General features: G+C 67.9%; 16 protein-coding genes and 2 pseudogenes. 6 read left to right on the top strand and 12 right to left on the bottom strand.

What is annotated here, in order from left to right:
- The first annotated feature begins 363 nt into the window (after positions 1-363).
- Positions 364-552 (top strand): hypothetical protein, encoded by a 189-nt coding sequence (locus RV986_RS20045; RefSeq protein ID WP_475918737.1) that lies wholly within the window; start codon positions 364-366, stop codon positions 550-552.
- Between the two features lie 5 nt (positions 553-557).
- Entirely contained in the window at positions 558-713 is a 156-nt protein-coding gene (locus RV986_RS20050; protein WP_475918738.1) for a hypothetical protein, read from the top strand.
- A 155-nt stretch (positions 714-868) separates the two neighbouring features.
- Here the strand turns inward: RV986_RS20050 and RV986_RS20055 are convergent, their stop codons facing one another.
- The 7 genes from RV986_RS20055 to RV986_RS20085 form a co-directional block, all read right to left on the bottom strand.
- A complete protein-coding gene (locus tag RV986_RS20055; RefSeq protein WP_475918739.1) occupies positions 869-1912 on the bottom strand; it encodes a BMP family lipoprotein in 1044 nt (347 codons plus the stop codon).
- A gap of 525 nt (positions 1913-2437) precedes the next feature.
- On the bottom strand, positions 2438-3139 hold the full coding sequence (locus tag RV986_RS20060) for a DUF4232 domain-containing protein (protein WP_475918740.1): 702 nt from the start codon (positions 3137-3139) through the stop codon (positions 2438-2440).
- A gap of 597 nt (positions 3140-3736) precedes the next feature.
- Positions 3737-4978 (bottom strand): amidohydrolase, encoded by a 1242-nt coding sequence (locus RV986_RS20065; protein ID WP_475918741.1) that lies wholly within the window; start codon positions 4976-4978, stop codon positions 3737-3739.
- 450 nt (positions 4979-5428) lie between these two features.
- On the bottom strand, positions 5429-6082 hold the full coding sequence (locus RV986_RS20070) for a Uma2 family endonuclease (protein ID WP_475924343.1): 654 nt from the start codon (positions 6080-6082) through the stop codon (positions 5429-5431).
- 25 nt (positions 6083-6107) lie between these two features.
- Positions 6108-6521, bottom strand: coding sequence for an ATP-binding protein (locus RV986_RS20075; protein ID WP_475924344.1), 414 nt, complete (start codon positions 6519-6521; stop codon positions 6108-6110).
- A 132-nt stretch (positions 6522-6653) separates the two neighbouring features.
- Positions 6654-6917, bottom strand: coding sequence for a DUF7848 domain-containing protein (locus tag RV986_RS20080; protein WP_475918742.1), 264 nt, complete (start codon positions 6915-6917; stop codon positions 6654-6656).
- Positions 6914-7291: a hypothetical protein gene (locus RV986_RS20085; protein WP_475918743.1), complete on the bottom strand. Its 378-nt coding sequence runs from the start codon at positions 7289-7291 to the stop codon at positions 6914-6916. The genes RV986_RS20080 and RV986_RS20085 overlap by 4 nt, the downstream gene beginning before the upstream one ends.
- Before the next feature lie 20 nt (positions 7292-7311).
- Here RV986_RS20085 and RV986_RS20090 point away from each other — a divergent pair, with 20 nt between their 5' ends.
- On the top strand, positions 7312-7452 hold the full coding sequence (locus tag RV986_RS20090; RefSeq protein ID WP_475918744.1) for a hypothetical protein: 141 nt from the start codon (positions 7312-7314) through the stop codon (positions 7450-7452).
- Positions 7453-7724: 272 nt separating this feature from the next.
- On the opposite strand, the gene RV986_RS20095 is transcribed toward RV986_RS20090, so the two are convergent.
- From RV986_RS20095 to RV986_RS20110, 4 genes and pseudogenes are all read right to left on the bottom strand, one after another.
- Positions 7725-8975: a helix-turn-helix domain-containing protein gene (locus tag RV986_RS20095; RefSeq protein ID WP_475918745.1), complete on the bottom strand. Its 1251-nt coding sequence runs from the start codon at positions 8973-8975 to the stop codon at positions 7725-7727.
- A gap of 1153 nt (positions 8976-10128) precedes the next feature.
- A complete protein-coding gene (locus tag RV986_RS20100) occupies positions 10129-11217 on the bottom strand; it encodes a recombinase family protein (RefSeq protein WP_475924345.1) in 1089 nt (362 codons plus the stop codon).
- 15 nt (positions 11218-11232) lie between these two features.
- Positions 11233-11334 (bottom strand): annotated as a pseudogene (locus RV986_RS20105) (IS5/IS1182 family transposase); the annotation flags it as partial.
- Positions 11335-11373: 39 nt separating this feature from the next.
- Positions 11374-12207 (bottom strand): helix-turn-helix domain-containing protein, encoded by an 834-nt coding sequence (locus RV986_RS20110; protein ID WP_475918746.1) that lies wholly within the window; start codon positions 12205-12207, stop codon positions 11374-11376.
- A 71-nt stretch (positions 12208-12278) separates the two neighbouring features.
- Between RV986_RS20110 and RV986_RS20115 the strand changes: the two genes are divergently transcribed.
- The 3 genes from RV986_RS20115 to RV986_RS20125 all read left to right on the top strand — a co-directional run bounded on the left by RV986_RS20115 (position 12279) and on the right by RV986_RS20125 (position 13895).
- A complete protein-coding gene (locus RV986_RS20115; RefSeq protein WP_475918747.1) occupies positions 12279-12467 on the top strand; it encodes a DUF397 domain-containing protein in 189 nt (62 codons plus the stop codon).
- Positions 12468-12952: 485 nt separating this feature from the next.
- Positions 12953-13186 carry a hypothetical protein gene (locus RV986_RS20120; protein WP_475918748.1) on the top strand — a complete coding sequence of 78 codons (234 nt, stop codon included), beginning with the start codon at positions 12953-12955 and terminating at the stop codon, positions 13184-13186.
- A 211-nt stretch (positions 13187-13397) separates the two neighbouring features.
- The gene (locus RV986_RS20125) at positions 13398-13895 is read left to right on the top strand and encodes an N-acetyltransferase family protein (protein ID WP_475918749.1); all 498 of its coding nucleotides are present in this window, start codon (positions 13398-13400) and stop codon (positions 13893-13895) included.
- A 36-nt stretch (positions 13896-13931) separates the two neighbouring features.
- Here the strand turns inward: RV986_RS20125 and RV986_RS20130 are convergent.
- Positions 13932-14372: pseudogene (locus tag RV986_RS20130) on the bottom strand (transposase); the annotation flags it as partial.
- Positions 14373-14416: the final 44 nt, after the last annotated feature.

Raw genomic sequence — 14416 nt, forward strand, 5'->3', positions numbered from 1 at the left:
GTGCAGGCGCCCAAACCAGGCGCTGATTCCGCCGCAGCGTAACGCGCGTAGACATAGCAGAGAACCCACTCGGCCAGAAGCGTTATCCGACCGTTTTGAACCCTCGGCGAACAATCGCCGAACACAAAAGGCATCCACTCGGCAAACTCCGCCGACCGCACGGGCCCCGGCCCCGGCCCGTGCGGTGTCATGCACCAGACGGCCGCCGGCGTACCAGACCGCCACGCCTTCCAAGATCATTCCCAGGTTGGATCTTTCCGCCGGGTGCCCACGGGAAGAGTCCATGGCCGAGATGCGCATCTCCGCAGGCCCGACCAGCCTGCGGTATCTCTTCGAATTCAACGGGGAACTTCAACGAGGAACGTGAAACTCAACAAGTTCGCCGCCACCGCGGTCGGCGTCGGCGTTGTTCTGTCGGGCACCGTGATCGGTGTCGCGACGCCCGCCATGGCCGCGTCGACCTGCAGCACCTCGATATCGGCGGACCGCTCCACCGGCTACGCCAAGTGCACCGGGGGGAACACCCGACCCGCTTCAGCGAGCACCACGTGAAGGTGGTGTGCATCGGGCCCCGCGGCACCACGTCCAGCGTGTACGGCAAGTGGGTCAGCACCCGCAGGGGCGAGACGTCGAAGGCTGTCTGCACCACCGACCCGAAGGCGTCCGGCGTCGGGGTGTACGGGATCACCGTCGAGACGGAGGAGCCGGTCTAGTGGCTCGTCTCGGATCCTTGGTCGGGTCGGGTCCAGTCGGGTCTGGTCGGCCGGTTCCCGGCACGAGGGAGCCCCCCGGCCCGCACATCGGGCCGGGGGGCTCCCCCTTCAGTGATCAGCAGTGCTCAGCAGTGCTCAGTGACCGCGGGGGCGACTCACTGGGTGGTCTTGACGGTGACCTTGCCGTCGATGATGTCCTGCTTGGCCTTGTCGACCGCCGCGGCGACGTCCGTCAGGGCCTTGTACTTCGGGTTGGTGTCCGCGAAGCCGACGCCGCCGGACTTCAGGTCGCCACGCACGACACCCGAGAGGGGCTTGCCCTCGTAGACCGACTTGGCCAGGTCGTAGACCGCGCCACCGACGTTCTTCAGCGCCGAGCCGAGGATGTAGTCCTTGTACTTGACGAGGGCCGACTGCGCGTACTGGTCGGAGTCGACGCCGATCGCCCACACCTTCTTGGAGGCGGCCTCGGAGATCACGCCCTGACCGGACAGGCCGGCCGCGTGGTAGAGCACGTCGGCGCCCTTCTCGATCTGGCCGGCCGCCGCGTCCTTGCCCTTGTCGGGGCTGGAGAAGCCACCCTCCTGGGGGGTCTGCGTCAGATACTGCGACTCGATCTTGATGCTCGGGTTGACCGACTTCGCGCCCTGGTCGAAGCCCGCCTCGAACTTGTGGATGAGCGGGATGTCCACGCCGCCGATGAAGCCGATGTGGTCCTTCTTGGTGGCCTTGGCCGCGGCCACGCCCGCCAGGTAGGAGGACTGCTCCTCGTGGAAGACCAGGTCGGCGATGTTGGCCGCCTTGTCCTGCTCGTCGTCGATGATGCCGAAGGTGATCTTCGGGTACTTCGCCGCGACCTCCTTGACGGCCGGCGCGTACACGAACCCGACGCCGATGATCGGGTTGTAGCCGGCCTTGGCCAGCTGCTCCAGCCGCTGCACCTTGTCCGCGTCGGACTCGTTGTCCTGCGGTTCGACGTCCCGGCCTGCGCCCATCTTGAACTCCGACGTGGCCTTCTCGAAGCCCGCGTACGCGGCGTCGTTGAAGGACTGGTCGCCCTTGCCGCCGATGTCGTACGCGAGACCGATGCCCTTGCCGGTGTAACCCGACGAGCTCTTGTCCGAGCTGCCGCTGCTCGACGAGTCGGTGCTGGACTTGCCGCACCCTACGGCCGCGAGGGCGATGACCGAGATGGTCACCGCTGCTTGGGAGAACCTGGTCCTCCGAGAGATCAGACGCACAGCAAGCACCCTTCATCCCCACGGCCGTCGCCGGTCCGCTTCCCCAACACGCCGCCACCGCAGCGGTTCGGCGCACAGTAACGCGCGTAGAAGGGCAGGGGAACGGGGTTTATCGTGGCCGTTATCGAACCGTGCCGCCACCGGGTTACGTTTGCGCGCCGACCATTACGGCCGGGTGACGCAAGCGGACGAAGGGGTGCCGACCGGGGCATCTCCTTGGCCGGCGATCATACCGACCGGTCTGACGATCGGGACGCCCCTACGTCGCTAATGCGCCAGTCCACTCTCGCGCCGACCATGGTGTTCTCGCAATGCGTAGGTCTGATGCTGTTGGCGAATCCGGTCGGTCCTGTCGGTTCCTCAGCATGTGCGCCGGAAGCCGTGAGCACTAAAACGGTTTAGTGCTCACGGCTTCCGAGGAGGGCGGCCCCGGCCGTGGATTCGCCAACAGCATCAGGTCTCGGGTTCGCATCCCGAAGGCGGTTACTGCTTGCCGGTGCCGACGGGGTCCACCACGACCTTCTGGTCGGCGCCGGCCGTGATCGGGATGTCGAAGTCGACCGCCAGGGCCTTGGAGTGGGTCTCGTTGGGCGGGGTGACGACGATGGCGCTGACGTACACGCCGGTGCCGCCGGTGTTGTTCGGCGGGTAGTGGAGGGTGAAGCGGGTCGCCTCGCCGTGGCCGAGGGCGACGGCCGGAGCGGCGAGGTTGCTGCGCTGGGCGCTGAGGGCCTCCGAGGCGTCCTGGGACCGGAGGTCGACTCCGGGGAAGCCCTTGAGCGAGCAGGCGTCGCCGCCGATGTTCTTGAGGGTGACTATGAGCTGGCCCTCGCCCATGCCGTGGGCCGTGCTGAAGTCGAGGTTCGCGGTCTTGCAGAGGCCGGTGGTGATCTGCCCGTTGCCGCTGCCCTGGGGGGACTTCGCGGCGGTCGAGGAGCCGCCGGTGGACGAGGCGGCCGAGTCGTCGCTGGTGTCCGTGGCATTCCCGTCGGATGCGCTGCTGCCGCCGGAGGTCCCGTCCGAGGACGAGGACGAGGAGGAAGAGGAAGAGGAGGAAGAGGAGGAAGGCGAGGAGGACGCGGAGTCCTTCGTGCCCGCGGCGGAGTTCTCGTTGCCCTGGCAAGCGGTCAGCGAGAGTCCCGCGGCGAGGGCAAGGGCGGCGAGGGTGATCTTCTGAGCGCGCATCGTTTCTTCCTTTGGCGTCGGTGCCGTCTGCTCGGTACGAGCGAGCGTTACTGATCACCAGGACCCGCTTGGCCTGTCGCGCGTTCCGCCCGACCGCTTCCCTGGACATGCCTGTTACAGACTGGACGGAGCGGGGAGCGCGATCATCGGGGGGGGGCGCACCACCGGAGCCCGGCGGTGCGCCCCCGCCTCGCACCGCTGTTCGGCCCGGGTATGGGGGCCCGCGTGCCATGGGAAGCGCCGCCTCCCTGGGCGTCGCCGCTCGCCGGACCGTCGGTTTCCGCACCTCTCACCACAACCGTCGACCGTCGGGACAGTTCCGTTACTGATCGGCCATTGAACTCACCTGACAACTTGCGGGTCGGCTGTGCCCGTAGCGACACGGGCAATCCGTCAGCTCGAAGCCGCCCTCGGGAGCCTCCGCACCGGATGTCCCCGCCAAGCCGCCACCGACCACCGCCGTCGGCGGCCACCCGTCGAACGCGCCGGTCGGCGCACAACGACAGAGGCCGCCCGGCCCACGGCCGGACAGCCTCCAAGCACAAGATCTTCATCGTGCCGCGCGTCGTGGCGCAGACGAGAAACCCGGAACAGGCCCTAGCGGACGGCGCCCAGCAGGGCCGCCGCCGTGAAGAGCTCCACGCCGACCGTGATGGCCGACTCGTCCACGTCGAAGTCGCCGCGGTGCAGGTCGCGGGCGGTGCGGTCGCCCGGCGTACGGACGCCGAGGCGGGCCATGGCGCCGGGCACCTGCTCCAGGTACCAGGAGAAGTCCTCGCCGCCGAGGCTCTGCTCGGTGTCCTCGATGGAGTGCGGGCCGCGCCGGGCGCTCATCGCGTCGCGGAGGAGTTCCGTGACCACCGGGTCGTTGACGACCGGCGGGACGCCCCGGATGTAGTTGATCGCGGACTTGGCTCGATACAGGTTCGCGATCTCGTCGATGGCCGCGTGCACCAGGTCGGGTGCCTGCCGCCAGGCGTCGAGATCGAGGCAGCGTACGGTCCCGGACAGCTCGGCGTGCTGCGGGATGACGTTGCAGGCGTGCCCGGACTCGATCCGTCCCCAGGTCACCGCGAGTCCGCTGCGCGCGTCCACGCGGCGGGCGACGAGGGCCGGTACGTCGGTGACGACGCGCGCGGCGGCGGTCACAAGGTCGGTGGTGAGGTGGGGGCGCGCGGTGTGACCGCCGGCGCCGTCGAGTGAGACTTCGAGCCGGTCGCAGGCGGAGGTGATGGGGCCGTGCCGCAGTCCGATCCGCCCGGCGTCGACCTTCGGGTCGCAGTGCACGCCGATGATCCGCCCCACACCGTCCAGTACTCCGGACTCGATGGCGTCCGGGGCGCCGCCGGGCAGTACCTCTTCGGCAGGCTGGAAGATCAGCCGCACGGGACGCGGCAGCAGCCCCTCGCGGTGCAGCTCGGCGAGGAGGAGCCCGGCGCCGAGAACGACGGTCGTATGCACGTCGTGGCCGCAGGCGTGGGCGCGGTCGGGCACCGTCGAGCGGTACGCGCAGTCGCTCTTCGTGTCCGGGATGGGGAGCCCGTCGATGTCGGCGCGCAGCGCGAGCATGCCGGGGCCGCCGTCATCCGTACTCCTGTCACCGCCGTCGAGCCCGATGTCGCACATGAGTCCGGTCCCGATGTCGAGCACACGCGGCTTCAGGCCCGCCCGCTCCAGGCGCGCCTTGAGCGCCGCGGTGCTGCGGAACTCCTGATTGCCCAGCTCAGGGTGCATGTGCATATCGCGACGGAACGCGATCAGCTCGGCACGCAGCGCTTCGGGCAGCTTGCCGGGGAGCGGCGCCTCCCCGGGGAGATCGGCCTCGGACTCTCGGGACATCAATTGGTTCACCCTTTGAAGGGTAGGGCGACGGGACGGCCAACTGCCCCACGATCAACAAAAGTTCAACCCGTCAGGGGACGAAACCTGGCCGCACGACGCATGGACATCAGGAGGGATGGGTACACTCGCCCGTCTTTCCGGGTGAGTGGATCCTCGTGACGGGCCCGCACGTGTGGATCTTGATACCGGCGGAGCCCCATCGGGAAACACTCGGGGTCACCGAGCCCGTTCCCGCCCTCCACGGTCCCACAGATCGCGCCCGGATCCGGTGTATGGCTCCCCACACACCACCGCGCCCCAAGCGCCCCTCAAGCCGTCACGTGGGGAGGCCGTGGGTGCCTGGTGACCGGTAGTGACGGCGAGCACTTCGTGCTTCTGGTCCAGATGGGCGAGGACCGAGCCGGTGGGCCCTCGACATGGGATCGATCAGCTGACGAGAGAGGCTGCTCAACGGGCCTCGTCCGTCTCCCCCTGTTCCCCTTCCTTCTGCTCCCCTTCCTTCTGTTCCCCTTCCTTCGCGGGCGCGACGAACCCTGAGGTGTCCAGGTCGAAGTCGAAGGGGGCCGGCACGTGGAGCGGGTGCCCGAACGGGACTGTGGTGCGGGAGCGGTACCCCTTCGCGGACGGGTCCCAGAAGGCGGTGACGTCCTCGGCCTGCATGTCGAGGACGAGGTGGACGGGGACCAAGCGCCCGTACGTGTCCAGCTTGTCGAGCCAGTCGACGTCCTTGGTCGACTTGGAGGTCAGCTCGGCGACCAAGGAGAGAGCCTCGCCGTCGGCGTGACGGCCTTCGGCGTCGAAGGCCGCTTCGTCGGCGACGTGCAGGTCGGGGCCGAAGCCCCGCTCCGCGCCGGGGAAGACGAAGAGGAACGGCGCCACGTCGACGTCGTGCCCTTCGGGTGCGTGGGGCTCCAGCTGTCGGCGCAGCGACTTCATCGCCCTCTTGTGGCGCAGCTTCGACCACGGTGACACGACGATCTTCCCCCGGATGAGCTCGGCCTTGTAGCCGTCAGGTGTGTCCAGCTGCTCGACGATTCGGAGCAGGTCCTCGAACGCTCCGGCCGTCGGTGTCGGCTCCATGGCCATCGGCCGTTCGATCATGCTGGTCACCGCGGTCCTCCGCTGATTACAGAGCGTATCGCTGCCTCCACGGTAGCGTCGGACGGTGACACCGGCCCGGCCCGGACCTCCGTCCGCCTCGACGAGGGAACTCACCGTGACCGCCCCGGGCCCGCGCAGGCCTCAGCTCGAACCACAGCACCTTTCCACCCCGCCCGAACAGGTCGTCCCCGAGCGGAAAGCCGCCCCAGTCGTCCGCCCACTGTCGTACGAGGACCAGCCCGCGCCCGCCGTCCGACTCGTCCGGGGCCGGGACCGGGCACAGGGGGCCGCGTCGGCCCGAGCGCCCGGCGAAGGGTTCGGGGATGTACGGGTCGGTGTCCCACACGCTCACCCGCACACCGCGGGTGTCTTCGTGGTCGAGAGCGCGCAGGCGGAAGGCGGCGGGCCCTCGGGTGTGGCGGTAGGCGTTGGTGACCAGTTCGCAAGCTACTTGCGAAAGTACGTCCTAGTCGCTGCTGGTCGGAGGGGTTTCTCTCGGCCTGGACATGGGAGGGCCCCGACTCTCCGGGGGCAAGAATCGGGGCCCTGGTCTTGCCTGCCTCACCTCGGCCTAAGTCGCGTGCGGCGCCTCGCCGGGGTCGGTCATGGCGGCGTTGAAGTACTGAAACGCCGACAGTTCGTAGCCACTGTGGTGCGTCAGGCCCGCATGCTTGAGACACCACACCTGTGCGTCGTCCGCATCGGCCGTGTCCGCAGAGCGTTCACCGCACGTGAGGCACTTGCCGAAGTGGCGCACGGCCATGGTCAGCATGGCCGTCAGCGTCCATTCCGCGAACCGGTACCGGCCGCGCGTGATCCCGTTGCCCGTGCTCATCCGAACGCCTCGGCCGGATACTGCGCGGCGCCGTCGTCCTGGTCGTCGGCGTCGTGTTCGTCGTCGGGCACGGGCAGGCGGGCGCCCCGGCTGTCGGCGATGCGCAACACGTCGCCGAGAGCCTGCGTGGCCGCCCGCAGCGCGAGGCGTAGCGCGTACTCCCCGGCCTTGCGGTCGTCCAAGACGGCTTGGGCGCCTTGGACGACATCGGCGCCGTCGCGCAACTGGTCCGCCTCGATCTCGTCCGCGATACGGGCCAGTGTGCCCGGGGTGCCGTTCGTGGACAGGAAGCAGGGCTTGCCGGTGTCCGTCTCCCACGGCAGCAACCGCAAGCCCGGAGGTGGCGCGGAAACGGTGTTCCGGCCGTAGCTCATCAGGCCGTCACCTCCACACCATGAATTCGACGCGGGCCGATGTCGATGCCGTACGTGGCGAGCACCAGCGCACGCCGTCGTACCCGCTGCCGTCGTTCCTCCTGTCGCCGTTCGTGTGCGACGAGATAGGGGCGGACAAGGCCGATGTCCTCACCCCGTAGCACGGGGACGCGCGGGAGAAGGGCCGTCGGCACGTCCACGGTCGGCGCAGCGGGGGTTCCCTCAGCGCTCCGATGCCGCCCCTGTGTCGGGAGTAACAACCGCAACAGCGGCTCGAAGATGCGGGCGATACAGTGCGGCATGTCGACCTGCTTTCTCAGGTTGGCCATGCCCCCGGACCGTCCACCACGGTCGCGGGGGTCTCCGTCTGTCGGAGACAACTGACCGTAGAACCCCTGAGAAGGAAGGAGGGGCACACTCTGTGCCCCTTGGTTCATGCTGCCAATATACCGATCTTGACGGCGAGTTCACTTGCCCGCCGTCGTTGAGCCAGGTTCTTCGACTCCGCTTCTTCCAAGACGATGCGGCGGGCGTATCCGTTGTAGCGGATCGTTTCGGGCGCGGCCTCGTACGCCTTGTCGAGGGTCGCTAGGGCTACCTCGGTCTGCCCGTCGAGTTGGTACCCGCGCGCCTCTTCAATGCGGTGCCGGGCTCGGCGCGGGCGGGACGGAATGGTCGCGATATCCGCAGCGGTAGCCTGCCGGACGCTTTCCGCCCCGGCGTGCAGTTCGACGGCGATTGTCACCGCATGCGCGCCCATGATGGCTTGCGAGAACGAGGTCACGGGATGGTAGTAGGCAGCAGGCAGCCGCTCGGCCATGGCACGAGCCGTGTCCCAGTAGCGCCAGGCGGTTCCCGTGTCTCCCCTACGCGCTGCCGTATACCCGGCCTCGAATTGCAGCGCCCCGGCAATAGCGAGCACGTTGTCATCCGCCTCCGGCAAGAGCGGTTCCAGGTAGCGAATTGTCTCCAGGTTCACCGCGTCGGCGGCATCAAAGTGCGCGGGCCCGCTGTCGCGGTGAGCCTGCGCGGCCAGCCATGCGGAGACACCAATGGTGTGCGGATCTTCGGACTCCTGCGCGGCGATCAACCCGCGCTCAACGACCCGCCAAAGCAACGACGCATCGGGCTGGTATGCGATGAAGAACTGACTCAGGCTGTAGACCTCCGAAAGGAGCGCTTGCGCCTGGCGCCGCTCATTCGCCGAATCGGCCTGCATCACAGAATGTTGTGCGTCACGGATGAGGTCGGGCAAGAGGGCCCCGATCACATCCCGGTGATTCGGCGCTGAATGCCGGGCGTCCCACGCGCGAACGAGTCGTTGCCGTAGGTGCGCTGGTGCTGGCGCCTCTCGCTGCGTGGTCAAGGGATACGCGTTGATCGCCGTCCGCACCTGCGGCAGACGCACGTGCCCGGGGCCCGTGAACAATCCAACTCCCACGGACTGATCACCGGTGAGGTCGGAGAGGTCACGCACCCTGAGAGCTTCCGCGATACGCAAAACCATTGGGAGCTTCGGCATCTGCAGCCGCCCCCCCTCAACCTGCTTGACCCAACTCGGAGACTTGCCCAGCAGGCCAGCCAGGACACTGCGGCTCATGCCACGACGGGTCCGAAGAATCTGCATGCGCTGGCCAAAGGCAATCGACTCAATGAACGGGTTCGGGGAAGCAACGGGAGACACGGCCTTGCCCCTCTCTGCACAGCTCGACATTGTCAGGGTACGGGGGTAGGGCCGCACCTGTTGATCCCTTGCGGAAGTCTCCTCCCCGTCTGCGGCTTGGTGCCTGGGTGGTGCGCGTGATCACGCCGCCGGCCGTAGAGGCTTGGGGCGGGAGCTGCCATGGGGCGAGTGATCATGGCCCCGTAAGCTTCCCGCGCGTCGGGCAGTCTGTGAAGCTGCCCGGTAAAGCACGACGTTGGGGCCATGATCTTCGAGGCTCGCCCCATGGTGGCTGCCTCAAGCCTCGTAGGCCGTCGGCCCCAGCCACATCCCGTGACCGGACACGCCACGGCCGCCGCCTTCAAGAACAGAGAAGAAGAGTTCGACCCATCCGGTCTGAGGAACGTCGTACGACTCTGGCGCGACTGGTGGCCGGGCGGTGGCCGTCCGGACCGGACCGGCCGAAGGCCGCACGCCGGGCCGAGGCGACCAGAGCCGCCCGGCGCGCCGAAGGCGCGCCCTTGAGGAAGTGAAGACGGATTCGACCGATCGCCGTTGCCAGTCGCGCGGCTGCTCTGCCTTCTCCCTGTTCCAACGATTTGAGCTTCTTCCGACCGATTCCGGTACAGCATTTCTCGCTATCCCAGGTGATTCATTGAGTGGCATGCCACGGAAAAGCACGGGCTTCCGTAAGCGGCAACTCGTATAATTTGAAGGAAGTTGACTGCGTCCACTCAGGGCGCATACAGGACAAGCGCCCCGTGAGAGCAAAGGAGAGAAGTCATGAATACTCGCTACCTACTTCCCAATTTGAGGCTCTGGAGGCCACGCCATGTCTGCCGATTCCGGCAAAAGCACCACACACACAATCCGCCGGTCCGCCGCGTCGCCCATTCCGGTCGGTCGTTTCGCCGCACTGGCACGCAAAGAACGTCTGCAGGCTCGCTCAGAAGTGGACCATGAGCGAGGAACTCAAGACCAGCCGTCCCGCGCTCAGCGCCTGACTCGCGAGCAGTGGCTTTCCAAGCACGTAGCGCGGGCTCCGAAGACAACGCCGGAGCAGTGGCGCAAGACCCGTGCGATACTGCGACAACGAGATATCGCAGAGCTTGAATAGGGCTGAGCCCCGGTGACCGTTACGGCCATCGGGGCTCAGTTGTTTCTGGGGCCGGTGTTACTGCGGCAGGGGCTTCCACACCGGTACGTACGCCTCGTGGTCGAACCCGCGCCCCATGGGCCGTGCCGGGTGCACCATGACGGCCTGCAAGTACTGCCCCAGGATGGCGCGCTTGCCAGGGACGGTAGCGGCCTCCCGCTCGGCGCGTACCTTCTCCGGGCTCTTGCGCCGCTGGTCGCGGTCCACCTGAGCGCGGCGGGCCTTGCTCAGGCTGGCGATCAGCCGCTTCTCCTGGGTCTCCAGGCCGGGTACGACTGCGAAGAACGATTCCGGGCTGACCTTCCCGTCCCGCATGCCTTCCCGCATGGCTTTCAACCGAGCCTGCACGTCGGCGAGTTTCGCCGCGTCAGGGTGCTCCGCCTGCGTCTTGTCCGGGGCCTGGCCTGTCTCCTCGGGCTGGTTGGTCTCCAGGTGCAGGAACAGCAAGTCCTCTATCAGCTGGTCGAGTTGCGTCATTTCCCGCTGACTGCTGCCGCACCCGCCCATATTCTTCGACGGGCATTTGTAGTACTTCCTCGGTTTCCGCGTCTTCGGGTGCTTGCCAGAAATGCCGACCATTGCCCGGCCGCACGGCGTGCCGTCGTCCTTCGGCCGCGCGCACCGCAACAGCCCGGACAGCAGGTATTTCTTCGTCCGGCCGGACGTGAATTCCTTGCCCTCCCTGCGGCGCTCATACTCCGCGATGAAGGCCTCCCACTGCTCCACGGTGACAATCCGCTCCCACTTCCCACGCACGTACTTTCCGTCCGCGTCCCGCAGGGCCAGATCACGGGGTGCCGTGTTGATACGCGCCCTCCGCTTGGAATCGTCAGACCCGTAATCGTCCTCAGACTGAGGCGATCCGTCCCGCCCCCAGTAGGTCACGATCCCTGCCACCCTTGGCGAGAGCAGCATGTTCCGGATCGTGGTCAGATACCACGCCTTCGCGCTCACCGGAGAGATATCGGACTCGATGAACATCCGCGTGATACTCGACCAGTTCTCCCCGGCCGTGAACCCCAGGACCCCTTTACGGATCAAGGCGGCCTCCTTCGGCCTGCGGGTGAGGCGGTCCCCCTCCCACCCGAAAGCCCGGTTGGGCGGCACCCGAACATCCTCACAGTCGTATCGGGTGGCGACGCCTCGCCGGGCCTTGAGCTTGTTGATGACGTGCTCGACGGTGTTCCTCTCCTCGTAGAGGTCGGCATCGTGATTCAACACTCGCCACGCACATGCAGCCGGTCGATCGACGCGCAGGTCGGATCAGTTGTGCGTGGTGGCCGGTGGGCCGGCGATGGCGGTGAGCCGGAACTTGGTCTCGTCCTCGCTGCCGGGCGCGGCGGTCATGATGACGATCTTGAGCTCGGAGTCGCCGTCGGTCAGGACGTCACAGTCCACCGTGACCGGGCCCACCGACGGGTGGTTGATCGTCTTGTGGTCCTCACGGTGCGCGGACACCTCTCCGGTAGCCCATAGCTCGGCGAACCTCCTGTTGCCCGCGTTCAGATCGCGGATCAGCGCGGCCAAGCGGCTGTCCCGGGGGAAGCGGCCGGTGGCGCGGCGCAGGTCGGAGACGACGGCGGCGTCGGTGGCGTCGCGGTCCGCCTCGGTCACTTGCCACAGCGCGAGCTGGGCGGGGCTGGCGTCCACCGGGAACCTGTCGCGCGCGAAGTTGCGCAGCCGCGACGGCGAGGCGGAGGGGTCGCCCAGCAGGGCGGCCCACCCACGATTCCACCACACCAGTTGCCAGTCCGCCGCGAACACGGCAACCGCCACGTCCCCGAGGCGGGCGAGCACCCGCTGCACGCCGGGCGGGAGATGGTCAGAGATCGCGCCGTCCACCGGCGGTACAAGCTGGGCCAGCCGGTACAAGTGGTCCCGCTCGGCGGTGGACAGCTGCAGGGCGCGCGCCAGGGACGCCACCACCGACGCTGAGGGTGTCGTGGCCCGCCCCTGTTCCAGGCGCACGATGTAGTCGACCGATACCCCGGCCAGGTCAGCCAGTTCTTCGCGCCGCAGACCGGCCGCCCGGCGCCCGCGGGCCACCGGCAGCCCAGCGGCCGACGGGGGCAGCCCGTCCCGCCATGTGCGGATCATCGCGCCCAGTCCGGTTCCGGGTGTCGTCCTTCATCGCCCAGCTCGTCCACGACCTCTAGGAAGCCCCCGCCATGCCCGAACTCGACTGGCAGAAGTCGACGTACAGCCAGGAGGCCTCCTCCTGCGTCTACGTCGCCACCGTTGCCGACGGAACGATCCGGCTCCGGGAGAGCGACGAACCGGAGGTCGTCCTCACGGCCTCCCCCGCTCAGCTCGGCACGCTCATAGCCGCCGTCAAGGACGGCCGCGTGCTCGGGTAGCCGGTCGCCCTGCCCATGCCCGTCGGCCGCCCTGCCGACGAGGCCTGGGCGTGATCGCCAAGCGCCACGTTGCTCGGCGTCGCCGAGGCCGCCCAGGTGTCGAATTGGCTCGTCCACGCCGAGGGCGTGGACGAGCACATCGAGGCCGCGCGCAAGGCCCGAACCGGGGACAAGGTTCGGGAGCGCAAGACCGGCGCCCTCGCCGGCCCGGCGAATAGCGACCGACCTGGAACTGGCTCGCGCCTGGCTCCGGGCCCTGCGGGAGGAGCAGGACCGGCTCAAGGCCGCCGTTCAGCGCGGCCTTGGACAGCAAGTCGGACAAGCAGGCCATGCTGAACTCGTCTCCCGCATCAACGAACTCACCGCGGCCAACCAGGAACTGGGCATCAAGCCGGTCCGCGCCGAAGCGGAACGGGACGGCCTGCAGTCCGCGCTCACCGAGGCCCAGGACGACCTTTGAGCAGCTTGCTGCTCACGGTCAGGCGGTGCTCTATTTCCAGGTTTGGCAGGTCAAGCCCGGTGACGAGGCCTTCGGAGGCCATGGTCCGGGCATCGACTGGGAGGTTGACCGCCGGCTGCCCTGGGCTCGGATCGTGGCTGACTGCCGGGATCGGATCGTGGCTGACTGCCGGGACTGGGCTTTGCCGGCAGCCGAAGCAACCGACAAGGCTCCAGATCTGGTGGCGACGATTTGCTGGATCGACGCATCGGACCTGTAACGGTCACCGGCCCGATCGACAGTTGACGCCAACTCATCGGCCCGGAAGGGCAATTGCATCACCAGTGCCGTGACCGGACAGGTTCACCGAGGTCTCGTGGTCTGCGGGTGCGTGAGTCACCGCTGCTCCCCGGTCGCAGGGCTGAGCGACCTCGTTTGCATGGTTGTAATCAACTTGCTGTCCGCCCCGCCGGGCGGGCAGGGTCTGGATCATGCTTGAACTACGCACTTTGGAATCAGACGACTGGCCCCTTTGGCGGGAGTTGCGACTGGCCGCGCTTGCTGAGGCGCCCTACGCGTTCGGATCGACGCTGGCCCAGTGGCAGGGCTCCGGCGACCGAGAGGAACGCTGGCGTGCCCGTCTGTCGATTCCTGGCGCGCACGATCTCGTCGCGCTCCTCGACGGCCTTCCGGTGGGCATCGCCAGCGGAGTGCCGGGCGAGGGAGCACAGAACGTGGAGTTGATCTCGATGTGGGTCAACCCAACGGCTCGGGGCAAGGGCGTGGGCGACTACCTGATCCAGGCGGTCGAGCGGTGGGGGGCGGAGCGCGGCGCCACGACCCTGCGGTTGTCCGTCATGCCGGACAACCGCAAGGCGACCGCGCTCTATGAGCGGCACGGTTTCACGGACACGGGTGAGCCCGGCGATCTTCTGCCCGATGGCGTTGGCAGGGAGCGGGTCATGGCGAAGAGCCTGGCCGCTGTCTGATCTCCACATCCGGGCACGGCGGGATCCCTCACTTGGTCAGGCTGCGGCGGAGAGGGGGCGTCCGCCCCAGCGAATGCCCTTCTCGCAGCGGATGCGGGCGCGTTCGCGACGCTGTGCCGCCAGGACGTCGGGGCGGCGGGGGTTCTGGTTGCGCCGGCGCAGATAGCGGTGCAACTGGCGGGTCTGGACGGTGTGGTTGGGGTGGTGGGAGTTGGCGAGGGTGAACTGCCGCAGCGGCCCGAAGTGTGCCTCGATCGGGTTGGCCCACGACGCGTTCGTCGGGGTGAAGCACAGCTCGACCTTGTTGCTCGTCGCCCAGCGGCGCATACGCCCGTTCTTGTGGGCGGAGAGATTGTCCAGGATCACATAGACCGGGGCGCCGTCCGGGCGGGCCGCGCGGATGCTCTTGAGCGCGGCCCAAGTCGGGCCGATGCCCTTGCGGCGTCTGTTGACGCCCCACAGGGTGTCGTCGCCGACCAACTGTCAGCCACGAGAATGCGCGACTTCGCCGATCCCTCGTG

This window comes from Streptomyces sp. RLA012 (genome assembly GCF_056270325.1).

Excerpts from the sequence above, each read along its gene's own strand:
- RV986_RS20060 (WP_475918740.1), bottom strand. The coding sequence starts at position 3,139 with ATGCGCGCTCAGAAGATCACCCTCGCCGCCCTTGCCCTCGCCGCGGGA.
- RV986_RS20065 (WP_475918741.1), bottom strand. The coding sequence starts at position 4,978 with ATGTCCCGAGAGTCCGAGGCCGATCTCCCCGGGGAGGCGCCGCTCCCC.
- RV986_RS20070 (WP_475924343.1), bottom strand. The coding sequence starts at position 6,082 with ATGATCGAACGGCCGATGGCCATGGAGCCGACACCGACGGCCGGAGCG.
- RV986_RS20080 (WP_475918742.1), bottom strand. The coding sequence starts at position 6,917 with ATGAGCACGGGCAACGGGATCACGCGCGGCCGGTACCGGTTCGCGGAA.
- RV986_RS20085 (WP_475918743.1), bottom strand. The coding sequence starts at position 7,291 with ATGAGCTACGGCCGGAACACCGTTTCCGCGCCACCTCCGGGCTTGCGG.
- RV986_RS20090 (WP_475918744.1), top strand. The coding sequence starts at position 7,312 with ATGAATTCGACGCGGGCCGATGTCGATGCCGTACGTGGCGAGCACCAG.
- RV986_RS20110 (WP_475918746.1), bottom strand. The coding sequence starts at position 12,207 with ATGATCCGCACATGGCGGGACGGGCTGCCCCCGTCGGCCGCTGGGCTG.
- RV986_RS20115 (WP_475918747.1), top strand. The coding sequence starts at position 12,279 with ATGCCCGAACTCGACTGGCAGAAGTCGACGTACAGCCAGGAGGCCTCC.
- RV986_RS20125 (WP_475918749.1), top strand. The coding sequence starts at position 13,398 with ATGCTTGAACTACGCACTTTGGAATCAGACGACTGGCCCCTTTGGCGG.